We start from the raw sequence: 11,819 nt of genomic DNA on the forward strand, positions 1-11,819 counted from the left end.
CCCGTCCTCCGAGTAGGCTGCGCCGCATCTCAGACGTGCAATCGGTGCGCTCTCTGCGCCGCCCCCGCCCCCCTGGATGACCGATGCGCCGCCTGCTCCTGATCCCCTGCCTGCTTGCCGCCATCCTGTGGTCGGCGCCCTGCCTCGCCCAGACGCGTTCGCAGCTCGGCCCGCTCTGCACGACCGACACCACACCCGCCGACCAGATGATCGACGCCTGCACCAAGATCATCGCGCTGAAGGTGTTCTCCGGCGAGAAGCTCGCGACCATCCATTTCTGGCGCGCGGTCGGCTGGAACAAGAAGGGCAACTACGCGCAGGTGATCGCTGACGCCACCGAAGCGCTGCGTCTGAAACCCAGCACCGCCGTCTACAATTTGCGCGGCTCGGCCTATTACGACAAAGGCGAGTACGACATCGCGATCGCCGACTTCAACGATGCGCTGCGCACGGGGCCGCAGAGCGGCATCATCTTTCACAACCGCGGCAACGCCTATCGCGGCAAGGGCGACTACGCCAAGGCGATCGCCGATTACGACGCCGCGATCAAGGCCGGTCCGAAGTCGGCCTTCTCCTACCAGAACCGCGGCGCGTCGAAGCAGGCGCTCGGCGATCTCGACGGCGCGCTCGCCGACATCAACGAGGCCGTCAGGATCGACCCGTCGCTGCCGCAGCCGCTGATCAGCCGCGCCGTGATCTGGCGCGCCAAGGGCGACATCGCGCGCGCGATCGCGGACACGACGGAAGCGATCCGGCTCGCGAAGGCGAAAGCACCCGCCAACATCATGACGCCGCCGGGCAGCGTGCTGATCTCGGCCTATACCCAGCGCGGCCTCGCCTATGAAGCGAAAGGCGATGCTGCGCACGCCAAGGAAGATTACGCCTCGGTGCTCGAGGGCGTCGCCTCCGACGCCGGCAGCAAGGCCAACCAGGCCACCGCGAGGGTGCGGCTCGCGCTGCTCAAGGAGGCCGACGCCACACCGCGCAAAACCGCGGCGGCGCCCGCTGCCGAGAGCAGCCCTGCTCCTGCACCACCGGCGCCCGCCGCAGCAACACCGGCCGCCCCCGCGGCACGCGTGCAGGCCGCAGCAACCGGCCGGCGCGTCGCGCTGGTGATCGGCAACGGCGCCTATGCGCATGTGAAGGCGCTGCCCAATCCGCCGAACGACGCCCGCGCCATCGCCAGGAGCCTGCGCGACATCGGATTCACCGTCTCGGAGGGTCTCGATCTCGATCGCGGCGCGATGCAGACGACCATTCACGATTTCCTGCGCGAGGCGGCGCGGTCGCAGATCGCGGTGGTCTATTACGCCGGCCATGGCGTGCAGATCGATGGCCGCAACTACCTCGTGCCTGTTGATATCGAGTTCAAGGCGGGCGGACGCATGACCGACGCGATGGTCGATATGGATACGATCATGGCCGGCCTCGACGACCAGATCCGCACCAACATCCTCATCCTCGATGCCTGCCGCAACAATCCGATGGCGCCGCAGGTGGCCTCCGCAGGCCCAAGCCGCGGCATCGAGGCCGGCTCCGGCCTTGCCGCGCCCACCTCGCTCGGATCAGGCTCGACGCTCGGCGCCGGCACGCTGATCGCATTCGCCACTGCACCTGGCCAGATCGCGCTCGACGGCGAAGGTACCAACAGCCCGTTCTCCGCGGCACTGTCGCGTCATGTCGGTACACCCGGGCTCGAAGTGCAGCAGATGCTGACGCGGGTCCGCGCCGAGGTCGTTGCCGCGACCAAGGGCAAGCAGGTGCCGTGGTCGAATTCCTCGCTGCTCGGCGAGGTCTACCTCGCGGAGCAGTGATGAGACATATGTCATTGCGAGGAGCGAAGCGACGAAGCAATCCATTCTGTCTACGCGGGCAGATGGATTGCTTCGCGGAGCCTGTCATCCGGCGGCGCTACGCGCCGACCGGGTGGCTCGCAATGACGAGGAAGACGTTCTTACTTGCCCCACACCTCGTTCGCGACCTCGACGGCGAGCCGCAGCTTGGCCCACTGCTCTTCCTCGGAGAGGATGTTGCCCTCCTCGGTCGAGGCAAAGCCGCATTGCGGCGACAGCGCGAGCTGCTCGAGCGGGGCGAACTTCGCCGCCTCCTCCAGCCTCCGCTTGATCGCATCCTTGCTCTCGAGCTCGCCGAACTTCGAGGTAATGACGCCGACCACCACGACCTTGTTGCCCTTGGGCAGGAAGCGCAGCGGCTCGAAGCCGCCTGCACGGTCGGAATCATATTCGAGGAAGTAGCCGTCGTAATTCGTGCCGGCCAGCATGGTCTCGGCGACCGGCTCGTAACCCCCCGAGGAAATCCAGGTCGAGCGGAAATTGCCGCGGCAGACATGGGTGGAGATCACCATGTCGGCCGGACGATCCGCGATCGCGTAATTGATGACGCGGGCATAGATCTCCTGCAGGCCATCGGGGTTGTCGCCGCGCTCACGCGCCTTCTGCAATTCCTCCTGCGAGCACAGATAGGCCCACACCGTGTCATCGAATTGCAGGTAACGGCAGCCGGCGTCGTAGAACGCCTTCACCGCCTTGCGGTAGGTCTTGCCGAGATCCTGGAAGAACTCCTCGAGGTCGGGATAGACCTCCTTCGAGATCAGCTTGCGGCCGCCGCGGAAGTGCAGCACGGCCGGCGACGGAATCGTCATCTTCGGCGTGACATGGGCCTGGTCGGCATATTTCTTCAGGAACCTGAAGTGATCGAGCATCGGGTGATGATCGGAGAAATCCAGCTTGCCGATCACCCTGATGGCGTCGTGCCGGGTCTGCACGCCCGCGAACTGAATGCCCATGTCGGGGTGGAACAGCTCGCAGCCAGTCAGATGGCTGAGGAAATCGAAGTGCCACCAGGAGCGGCGGAACTCGCCGTCGGTCGCAAGCTTCAGGCCGACCGAGGCCTGCTTGTGCACGACCTTCTCGATCTCCATGTCCTCGATCTTGCGCAGCTCGTCGGCCGAGATCTCGCCCTTCTCCAGTCTGGCGCGCGCCTCCTTGATCTTCGGCGGCCGCAACAGGCTGCCGACCTCGTCGGCGCGGAACGGAGGCTTGGTTCGCTGCATGGTCAACTCCCTGATGTCGTCAGTGCTTTTTGGCCCCGGAGACGCCGAGATGGCGCTCAAGGACGGAGGGATCGGATTTCAGCGCGCTGCTCGCGGCATCGTGCACGATCATGCCGCGTTCCAATATCACAACGCGGTCGGCGAGCCCCAGAATCTTTTGCGCGTTCTGCTCGACGATGATCGAGCAGATGCCCCCGGCCCGCGTAATGGTTCCGATCGCCCTTAACAGTTCTTCAACGATGATCGGCGCGAGGCCTTCGGTCGGCTCGTCGAGCAGCAGCACTTTCGGGTTCAGCGTCAGCGCGCGACCGATCGCCAGCATCTGCTGCTCGCCCCCGGACAGCTGGTTGCCGAAATTGCCGCGCCGCTCCTTCAGCCGCGGAAACATCTCGTACACCCGCTCGACCGTCCACGGCCCGGGCTGCGCCACCGCGGTCATGTTCTCTTCCACCGTCAGCGAGCGGAAGATGTTGCGCTCCTGCGGCACCCAACCGATCCCGGCGCGAGCTCGCTGATCCGGGCGCATCGCCGTGATGTCGCGGCCCGCGAGTGCGATGCTGCCGCCGAACCTTCTGATGATACCGACGATCGAGTTGATCAGCGTGGTCTTGCCGGTGCCGTTACGGCCGAGCAGCGCGAGCACCTGGCCCTCGGCAAGCGCCAGCGACATATCCGGCAGCACCACCGCCTCACCGTAGCCGGCACGCAGGCCCTTGATGGCGAGAAGATCAGGCATCGGCTGCCTCGCCGAGATAGACCGCCCTCACCTGCGGATCGCGCGCGACCTCGTCGGGCGCGCCCTCGGTGAGCAGGCCGCCATTGACCAGCACCGAGATGCGATCGGCAAACGAGAACACGAGGTCCATGTCGTGCTCGATCAAGAGCACGGTGACGTCGCGCGGCAATGCCGCGACCGCCGCCAGGATATCGTGGCGCTCGCTCTCGGGCACGCCGGCGGCGGGCTCGTCGAGCAGCAGCACGCGCGGCTTGGCGGCGATCGCCACCGCGATCTCGAGCAGCCGCTGCTTGCCGTAGGGCAATGTCGAGGTGAGTTCCGTCATCACGTCGAGCAGATGGAAACGCGACAGCAGCTCGGCGATCTCGGCATTGACGTCATCACGCGTTCCCATCCGCCGCCACCAGTCACCGCCGCGACCCATCCGTTCGGAGACCGCAAGCCCGATGGTTTCGAGCGGGGTCAAATCGGCATAGAGCTGGTTGATCTGGAAGGTGCGCGACAGCCCGCGCAGCACCCGTCTGTGCACGGAGAGGCCGGTGATGTCGTGACCTTCGAGCAGGATGCGCCCGCTGTTCGGCGTCAGCACGCCGGTGAGCTGATTGATGACGGTGGTCTTGCCCGCTCCGTTCGGTCCGATCAGCGCATGGCGGGCGCCCTGCATCACCTTCAAAGAGAGATCACGGGTGACGCGAAGGCCGCCGAAGGATTTTTCGAGATTGCGGGTTTCCAGCGCGATCGTCATGACGCGTCGCTCTCCGGTACGGCGACAGCAGCCTTGCGGCCGGCGAGCTGGCGGATGATCAGGTTCGGCACGAACAACACCCAACGATGGATGCGCGCGCGGCCGACCATCACGATCACGACCAGCACGAGGCCGATCCAGAACAGCCAGTATTGCGGGGTGATGCTTTGAAACAGCTCCTGCAGCATCTTGAACACGACCGCGCCGATCAGGCCGCCGTAGAGATAGCCGGTACCGCCGATCACAAGCACCAGCATCAGGTCGGCGGAGCGCTCGAATGAGAACACGTCGAGCGAGGCCAGTGCCGTGGTCTGGGTGAACAGCGCGCCGGCGATCCCGGCATAGAATGCAGCAAGCGTATAGATCGCGATCAGCCGGCGGTTGACCGGCACGCCGATTGCGGCCGCGCGCAGCGGGTTGTTTTTGATCGCGCGCAGCGACAGGCCGAACGGCGAATGCACGACGCGTCGCGCAAGCAGAAACAGAATGAACAGCACGACCAGCGAGTAGAACAACCCTGTCCTGCCGAACATGTCGAAGGCGAACAGCCCGAGGACCGGCTGCATCTCGATGCCTTGCAGGCCGTCGGTGCCGCCGGTGATATCAGAGAAACGTTCGGCGAGCGCTTCCAGCAGCAACGCGATGCCGAGCGTCACCATCAGCCGCGTCAGATCGACGCCGCGGATGACCAGGAAGCTGGTCAGGAAGCCGAGCACGGCCGCGACGAGACCGGCGGCGACCAGCGCGATGACGGGCTCGTTGATGATGCCATGCAGCGCCAGCAGCCCGGCCGAATAGGCGCCGACGCCGAAGAACGCCGCATGGCCGAGCGAGACGATACCGGCATAGCCGAGGATCAGGTCGAGCGACAGCGCGAACAGGCCGAGCCGCACGATGTCAGTCATGATCAGGTAGCGCGACGGGAACAGGAACGCACAGGCGAGCGCCAGCACCCAGAACGCGACTTCGCTGATCCGACAGCGCGCGCTGGCCATCGCATGAGTGGAGACGTCGGACAGCGCGGTCATAGCGGCCTCACCGTGCCGCGGTGCGGCCGAACAGGCCGTTGGGGCGCCAGAGCAGGATCACGATCATGACTGTGTAGATCACGAAAGGGCCGACCTTCGGTACGTAATATTTACCGGCGACGTCGGCGATGCCGAGCAGCAGCGAGGCGAGGAACGGGCCGGTGATCGAGGACGAGCCGCCGACGGTGACCACGATCAGGAAGTAGATCATGAACTTCAGTGGGAAATACGGATCGAGCCCGAGGATCTCGGCACTCAGCGCGCCGCCGAGACCGGCGAGGCCGCAACCGAAGGCAAAGGTGAAGGCGAACACCTGCGGCACGTTGATGCCGAGCCCGCTCGCCGCGCGCGGATCGTCCACGGCGGCGCGCAGGCGGCTGCCGAACCGCGTCTTCGCCAGGATCAGTTGCAGCCCCAGGGTGAGCAGGCCACAGATCACGACGATCATCAGCCGGTAACGCCCGATGCCGACGCCGAACAGATCGATCTGGCCCTCCAGCGCTGCGGGCAATTTGATGAACACCCGCGACGATCCCATGATGTAGTCGACCGCCGCCACCGACATGAACACCAGACCGATCGAGAACAGCACCTGATCGAGATGGCTGCGGCTGTAGAGATGGCGGTAGAGCGTGCGCTCCAGCGCGATACCGATCGCGGCACTGCCGATAAAGGCGAGCGGCAGCGCGGCGAAGAACGGCCAGCCGGAGTTGTTGACCAGCACGGCGCAGATGTAGCCGCCGGCCATCGCGAAGGCGCCATGCGCGAGATTGACGAAGTTCATCAGCCCGAGCGTCACCGCAAGCCCGCAGGCGAGCACGAACAGCAGCATGCCGTAGGCGACGCCGTCGAACAGGTTGGTGAGGATAGAGGCCATCGGATCAGCTCAGCCGAGAGGACGCAAAGGACACCACGTCAACTGGATCGTCATGGCCGGGCTGGTCCCGGCCATGACGTGGAGGGAGGCGGAGCTTTGCGCGTCACTTCTTGGTCTTGCCGGAATCCTTGACGGCCTCGAAGGTCGCGAACTCGACATTGTAGAGCTCGCCGTCGACCTTCTCGACCTTGCGGATGTAGATGTTCTGCACGATGTCACGGGTTTCCGGATCGATCGAGATCGGGCCGCGCGGGCTCTCCCACTTCATGCCCTTCATCGCCTCGATCAGCTTGTCACCATCGGTCGCGCCGCCCGTCTTCTTCAGCGCCTCGTAGATCAGATGGATGCCGTCATAGCCGCTGACCGCCATGAAGCCGGGGCGGTTGCCGAACGCCTTCTTGTAGGCGGCGACGAAATCCTTGTTCATCTCGGACGGATGCGCCGCCGAATAGAGATGTGCCGTCACCGCGCCGAGCGCGGCATCGCCCATGTTGTTGAGCAGATCGTCGTCCATCACGTCGCCGGGCCCGATCACCTTGATGCCGCTCTTGTCGAGCCCGCGCTCGGCATACTGCTTCATGAAGTTACCGCCCTGCCCCGCCGGCACGAACACGAACATCGCATCGGGCTTGGCATCCTTCATGCGCTGCAGGAACGGCGCGAAGTCGGGATTGGCGAGCGGGACCTTGACCTCTTCGACAATCTCGCCGCCGCCGGCGGTGAAGCGCTGCTTGAAGAAGGTCAGCGCATCGTTGCCCGGCGCGTAGTCGGAGGTCAGCGTCGCGACCTTCTTGATGCCGTTCTTGACCGCCCAGTCGCCGATGATGGTGGAGGACTGCGCCAGCGTGAAGCTGGTGCGCACAATGTAGGGCGAGCGTTCGGTGATGATCGAGGTGCCGGCCGCCATCACGACTTCCGGGATCTTGGCCTGCGTCGCCAGCGGCGCCGCCGCAAGCGCGGCCGGCGTCACGCCGAAGCCGGCGATGAAATTGACCTTGTCGTTGACGATCAGTTCCTGCGCGAGCCGCTTGGTGTTGTCGGGCACCGCGGCGTCGTCCTTCAGGATGATCTCGATCTTCCTGCCGGCGACGGTGTCGCCCTTCTGCTGCATATAGAGCTTGATGGCATTATCGATCTGCTTGCCGGTCGACGACTGGCCGCCGGTCATCGGCAGGATCAAGCCGATCTTGACGGCGTCTTCCGCCCGCGCCGGCATGCTGGTGCACAATCCCGGAAGCACGGCCGAAGCGGCGCCCCACTGTAACACTTTGCGACGATTAAACATCGACATCCCCCTCCCCCTTCCAATCTTCTGCGTCGAGCCGAGTCTCCCGGCCCTTGCCTAACCCTAACCCAAGCATGTCGCGGCCAAGCCGCAACGCGACAAGGCGTCTCCCCGTGCCCTCTGTCAATCGGACGATGGACGTGTGTCGCGCGCGACGCGATCAGGCCCAGCTGAAGAAACAGTATCAGGATACCAAGATCGCTCCGCGAAATTCAATGCCCACCGCGAGGGCCGGTCACGTGCACTCCAATGTCTTCGCGGGCTCAATTCATTTGTACGACCGTACAAAGAAAGCCGCAATGTCAACAAACAAGCACAATTGCAGCCGAACGGTCGCGCCCGCGATCATCATCCATAAAGACCAGAGCTGTATCCTGTTTCCCATGCCGATCTTCCCGCGCCCCATCCCTGTCCTGACTGCCCTCACGCTCGCGGCCTGTGCGCTCGGGGGATGCAGTTCCGTGAACCAGAAGCTCTCGGCCGGGATGGCCGACACCATTCCAGCCTGGGCCGGCGGCCTGCCCGCCGACGCGCCGCCGCGGGCGGGTACTCCCGAATACGACAAGTTCATGCAGGAGCGGGAACGCAAACGTTTGATGCCTGCGGCGGAGCGTGGTGATGACGCCAAGCCGGCGGCACCGGCGCAGAACGCTACCCATTGACTGCCTAGCCGGGCGAATCCTCGCTGAGGATTTCGCCGCGGTAGCCGAACTCCACCATGTGCACGGTGACGTAGTCATCGCCGATGAACGCCACGCCGTAGGCCTCCGGCAGATCGGCGACGGTCAGCACTTCAGCGAACACGGGATAGCTGGCGTGGTTCGTTCCTCGCAGCGAGGTCGTGGGGACGCCGGCAACCGAACCGCTCAGCACCATGTGGCAGTGACCGAAGAAGATGTGTCGGATCTTGCTCCGGTGCCTCGCGACGATCGACCGGAACGCGGCGTCATCGAGCAAGCCAATCCGATCCACCGGGGCGATATGCGTCGGGAATGGATTGTGGTGCATGAACAGGAAGAACGGGCCCTCATGCTCCGATAGCTGCCGCTCCAGCCAGGCCTGCCGCGTCCGGCAGAAGCTGCCGGCGGCCGTCTGCGGCTCGTAAGTGTCGAGGAGCAGGCAGCGGCCGAACGAGGTGTCGTGAACTCCCTGCGCGAACCCGTCCGCGTCGGCGCATTCGGGAAATGCGCTGAGAAACGTCTCGCGATGGTCATGGTTGCCGATGCAGAGCCGCACCGGAATCGGAAATCCGTTCAGGCGTTCGCGCAGCAGATGATAGTCCGCGAGGTCGCCGAGATCGGAAAGATCACCCGAGATCACCATCAGCTCGGCGTCGCGGTGATCGGCACGCACCTGATCGAGCGCGCGCTCGAAATTCAGCAGGGGATCGCGACCAAAGATCTCCCTCCCGGGCGTCGTCAGATGGATGTCGCTCATGTGGATGAGTTTCATGCAGCACCTCGATGCAAGGCGACACCATAGTCGCCGAAGCGCAACAGCCGGGTGAACCGCGGATCAGTCCACGAACACCACGGTCTTGCGCCCGTTGAGGATGACACGGTCGGCGAGATGGTAGCGGATCGCGCGCGCCAATACGCGACGCTCGATATCGCGGCCCTTGCGCACGAGATCGTCGGGCGTATCGCGGTGGCTGATGCGCTCGACGTCCTGGTCGATGATCGGTCCTTCATCGAGATCGCTGGTGACGTAATGCGCGGTGGCGCCGATCAGCTTGACGCCGCGCTCATGGGCCTGGTGATAGGGCTTGGCGCCCTTGAAGCCCGGCAGGAAGGAATGATGGATGTTGATGCAGCGGCCGGACAGCCGCGCCGACATCTCGTCCGACAGGATCTGCATGTAGCGGGCCAGCACGACGAGGTCGGTCTTTGTGTCCTGTGCCAGCTTCCACACCGCGTCTTCCTGCTGCCGCTTGGTCTCCTTGGTGACCGGCAGATGATGGAACGGGATGTCTCCGAAATCGAGCGAGCCGTAGGTCTCGCGCGGATGGTTGGAAACGATCGCGGTCGGGATCATCTCGAGCTCGCCGGTGCGCCAGCGATAGAGGATATCGACCAGGCAGTGATCCAACTTGGACACCAGCAGCATCACCCGGCGGCGGCTGGCGCGGTCGCGCATCTGCCAATCCATGCCAAAGCGCTCGGCGATCGCCGCAAACCCGGTCTGCAGCGCGGGCAGCCCGACCGCGAGGTCGGCCGCGGTGAACACCACGCGCATGAAGAACTTGCCGGTCTCGACGTCATTGAATTGCTGGGCGTCTAGAATGTTCTGGCCGTTATGCGCGAGGAAGGTCGAAACCGCCGAGACGATCCCCGGCCGGTCAGGACAGGACAGGGTCAGAACGAATTGATGGTCGGGCATGCCAATTGACCAAAGCTTGAGCAGAAGCGTGGAACAGTCATTTTCGGCCCTCGTCTACACCGCAGGCGGCCTTGCGCCAATCCCGCCGGAGGGTTCAAATCGAACAAATGACGGCAATATGAATTAAGGACCACCATGGCTGACCGGTTGAACGGCTACCGCATCCTGATCCTCGAAACGCGCGAGGAGGCGCAGTTTTCCCGCCTGCTCGCCGAGCAGGGCGCCGACGTGCTGCAATGCCCGATGTTCACGATCCATGATGCGCCGGATCCGGCACCAATCGAGGCCTGGATTCGCCGCGCCATCGAGCGGCCGCTCGACGACCTCGTGCTGATGACCGGCGAAGGCCTGCGCCGGCTGATGAAGGTGGTACGCCGAATCGGGGTCGAGGCGGAGTTTGTCACGAGCCTCGGCAAGGCACGCAAATTCGCCCGCGGTCCGAAGCCCAGCCGGGCGCTGCGCGAAATTGGCCTGGAGCCGCAAATGACGACCGAGAAGCCGACCTCAGAAGGCGTCGCCGAGATGCTCTCGAAGCTCGACCTGAGCGGCCATCGGCTGGGCTTGCAGCTCTATCCGGACAAGGATCACACCACCCTGATCGGCGCGATCAAGGCGCAGGGCGCCGAGGTCGATACGGTGCTGCCCTATGTCTATGACGCGCAGGCTGCCGACGCCAACATCGTCACCGCGATCGAGGAGATGGCGCGTGGCCGTATCGACGCCATCGCATTGACGAGCTCCGGCCAGGTTCGCCGCCTGCTCGAGGTAGCCGAGAAGCATCGATGCGCGGCGGAATTGCGCGAGGGCCTGAAGCAGACGCCGATCGCTTCCGTCGGGCCGGTGGTGTCGGACGAGTTGAAGGCCTATGGCCTGCCCACCGACATCTATCCCGCGAACGATGCGTTCTTCATGAAGCCACTGATCTCGGCGATGGCGACTGCGCTGTTGAAGGCTCCGCCGCGCGTGGCGGCGCGCTAACATCCACCACCGTCATTGCGAGCCAACGGGTCGCGCGAGCGCGCGCCCGATGACAGGCTCCGCCAAGCAATCCATATCGCGGCGTACGACGGAATGGATTGCTTCGTCGCTGCGCTCCTCGCAACGACGAATTGGAGCGATCCGACGCCCTACTCCGCGACCTGCTTGGTCTCGTTCAGATAGGCCCGGTACGCGAGGGCGATGCCACCCTCGAGCGAGGTGGTGGCACGCCAGCCGAGCTTCGCCAGCCGGCCGACGTCGAGCAGCTTGCGCGGCGTGCCGTCGGGGCGCGAGGGGTCGAAGCTGATCTCACCGCGATAACCGACCGTGGCCGCAACGACGCGGGCGAATTCGGCGATGGTGATATCCTCACCGCTACCGATGTTGACCAATTCGGACGAGGAATAGGTCTTCATCAGATGAATGCAGGCGTCGGCGAGATCGTCGACATAGAGGAATTCGCGGCGCGGCGTACCGGTGCCCCACACCACCACGTTGCCTGCCCCCGAGAGCTTGGCCTCGTGGAAGCGGCGGATCAACGCGGCGACGACGTGGCTGTACTCAGGGTGATAATTGTCGCCGGGACCATAAAGATTGGTCGGCATCACGCTGATGAAATCGGCGCCGTACTGGCTGCGATAGGCCTCGGCCATCTTGATGCCGGCGATCTTGGCGATGGCATAGGGCTCGTTGGTCGGCTCCAGCGGGCCGGTCAGCA

General features: G+C 64.6%; 12 protein-coding genes. 3 read left to right on the top strand and 9 right to left on the bottom strand.

Going from position 1 to position 11,819, the window contains the following annotated elements; genetic code table 11:
• Window positions 1-83: 83 nt before the first annotated feature.
• On the top strand, window positions 84-1,814 hold the full coding sequence (locus FNJ47_RS39380) for a caspase family protein (RefSeq protein ID WP_163161303.1): 1,731 nt from the start codon (window positions 84-86) through the stop codon (window positions 1,812-1,814).
• 140 nt (window positions 1,815-1,954) lie between these two features.
• On the opposite strand, the gene FNJ47_RS39385 is transcribed toward FNJ47_RS39380, so the two are convergent.
• From FNJ47_RS39385 to FNJ47_RS39410, 6 genes are all read right to left on the bottom strand, one after another.
• Window positions 1,955-3,073, bottom strand: a complete 1,119-nt coding sequence (locus tag FNJ47_RS39385) for a cobalamin-independent methionine synthase II family protein (RefSeq protein WP_163161305.1) — start codon at window positions 3,071-3,073, stop codon at window positions 1,955-1,957.
• A 19-nt stretch (window positions 3,074-3,092) separates the two neighbouring features.
• Window positions 3,093-3,809 carry an ABC transporter ATP-binding protein gene (locus FNJ47_RS39390; RefSeq protein ID WP_163161307.1) on the bottom strand — a complete coding sequence of 239 codons (717 nt, stop codon included), beginning with the start codon at window positions 3,807-3,809 and terminating at the stop codon, window positions 3,093-3,095.
• On the bottom strand, window positions 3,802-4,554 hold the full coding sequence (locus FNJ47_RS39395; protein ID WP_163161309.1) for an ABC transporter ATP-binding protein: 753 nt from the start codon (window positions 4,552-4,554) through the stop codon (window positions 3,802-3,804). The genes FNJ47_RS39390 and FNJ47_RS39395 overlap by 8 nt, the downstream gene beginning before the upstream one ends.
• Window positions 4,551-5,582, bottom strand: a complete 1,032-nt coding sequence (locus tag FNJ47_RS39400; protein ID WP_163161311.1) for a branched-chain amino acid ABC transporter permease — start codon at window positions 5,580-5,582, stop codon at window positions 4,551-4,553. Before FNJ47_RS39400 ends, FNJ47_RS39395 begins: the two co-directional genes overlap by 4 nt.
• A 7-nt stretch (window positions 5,583-5,589) precedes the next feature.
• Window positions 5,590-6,459: a branched-chain amino acid ABC transporter permease gene (locus FNJ47_RS39405; protein WP_163161313.1), complete on the bottom strand. Its 870-nt coding sequence runs from the start codon at window positions 6,457-6,459 to the stop codon at window positions 5,590-5,592.
• Between the two features lie 103 nt (window positions 6,460-6,562).
• Window positions 6,563-7,744 carry an ABC transporter substrate-binding protein gene (locus FNJ47_RS39410; RefSeq protein WP_163161315.1) on the bottom strand — a complete coding sequence of 394 codons (1,182 nt, stop codon included), beginning with the start codon at window positions 7,742-7,744 and terminating at the stop codon, window positions 6,563-6,565.
• Window positions 7,745-8,043: 299 nt separating this feature from the next.
• Between FNJ47_RS39410 and FNJ47_RS39415 the strand changes: the two genes are divergently transcribed.
• Entirely contained in the window at window positions 8,044-8,406 is a 363-nt protein-coding gene (locus FNJ47_RS39415; protein WP_430649459.1) for a hypothetical protein, read from the top strand.
• A 4-nt stretch (window positions 8,407-8,410) separates the two neighbouring features.
• On the opposite strand, the gene FNJ47_RS39420 is transcribed toward FNJ47_RS39415, so the two are convergent.
• Both FNJ47_RS39420 and purU read right to left on the bottom strand, forming a co-directional pair.
• Entirely contained in the window at window positions 8,411-9,196 is a 786-nt protein-coding gene (locus FNJ47_RS39420) for a phosphodiesterase (RefSeq protein WP_163161317.1), read from the bottom strand.
• 63 nt (window positions 9,197-9,259) lie between these two features.
• Window positions 9,260-10,123, bottom strand: a complete 864-nt coding sequence (gene purU, locus FNJ47_RS39425; RefSeq protein ID WP_163161319.1) for a formyltetrahydrofolate deformylase — start codon at window positions 10,121-10,123, stop codon at window positions 9,260-9,262.
• Between the two features lie 135 nt (window positions 10,124-10,258).
• Between purU and FNJ47_RS39430 the strand changes: the two genes are divergently transcribed.
• A complete protein-coding gene (locus FNJ47_RS39430; protein ID WP_163161321.1) occupies window positions 10,259-11,101 on the top strand; it encodes a uroporphyrinogen-III synthase in 843 nt (280 codons plus the stop codon).
• 149 nt (window positions 11,102-11,250) lie between these two features.
• Here FNJ47_RS39430 and FNJ47_RS39435 read toward each other — a convergent pair.
• A partial coding sequence (locus tag FNJ47_RS39435; RefSeq protein WP_163161323.1) for an NAD-dependent epimerase/dehydratase family protein occupies window positions 11,251-11,819 on the bottom strand: 569 nt, incomplete at its 5' end.

It is taken from the genome of Bradyrhizobium uaiense (assembly GCF_010811875.1).
In the GTDB taxonomy this organism is placed as follows: domain Bacteria; phylum Pseudomonadota; class Alphaproteobacteria; order Rhizobiales; family Xanthobacteraceae; genus Bradyrhizobium; species Bradyrhizobium uaiense.

Coding starts and splice junctions, on each gene's coding strand:
- FNJ47_RS39415 (WP_430649459.1), top strand. CDS start 8,044: ATGTCAACAAACAAGCACAATTGCAGCCGAACGGTCGCGCCCGCGATC.
- purU (WP_163161319.1), bottom strand. CDS start 10,123: ATGCCCGACCATCAATTCGTTCTGACCCTGTCCTGTCCTGACCGGCCG.
- FNJ47_RS39390 (WP_163161307.1), bottom strand. CDS start 3,809: ATGCCTGATCTTCTCGCCATCAAGGGCCTGCGTGCCGGCTACGGTGAG.
- FNJ47_RS39380 (WP_163161303.1), top strand. CDS start 84: ATGCGCCGCCTGCTCCTGATCCCCTGCCTGCTTGCCGCCATCCTGTGG.
- FNJ47_RS39395 (WP_163161309.1), bottom strand. CDS start 4,554: ATGACGATCGCGCTGGAAACCCGCAATCTCGAAAAATCCTTCGGCGGC.
- FNJ47_RS39430 (WP_163161321.1), top strand. CDS start 10,259: ATGGCTGACCGGTTGAACGGCTACCGCATCCTGATCCTCGAAACGCGC.
- FNJ47_RS39385 (WP_163161305.1), bottom strand. CDS start 3,073: ATGCAGCGAACCAAGCCTCCGTTCCGCGCCGACGAGGTCGGCAGCCTG.
- FNJ47_RS39410 (WP_163161315.1), bottom strand. CDS start 7,744: ATGTTTAATCGTCGCAAAGTGTTACAGTGGGGCGCCGCTTCGGCCGTG.
- FNJ47_RS39405 (WP_163161313.1), bottom strand. CDS start 6,459: ATGGCCTCTATCCTCACCAACCTGTTCGACGGCGTCGCCTACGGCATG.
- FNJ47_RS39400 (WP_163161311.1), bottom strand. CDS start 5,582: ATGACCGCGCTGTCCGACGTCTCCACTCATGCGATGGCCAGCGCGCGC.
- FNJ47_RS39420 (WP_163161317.1), bottom strand. CDS start 9,196: ATGAAACTCATCCACATGAGCGACATCCATCTGACGACGCCCGGGAGG.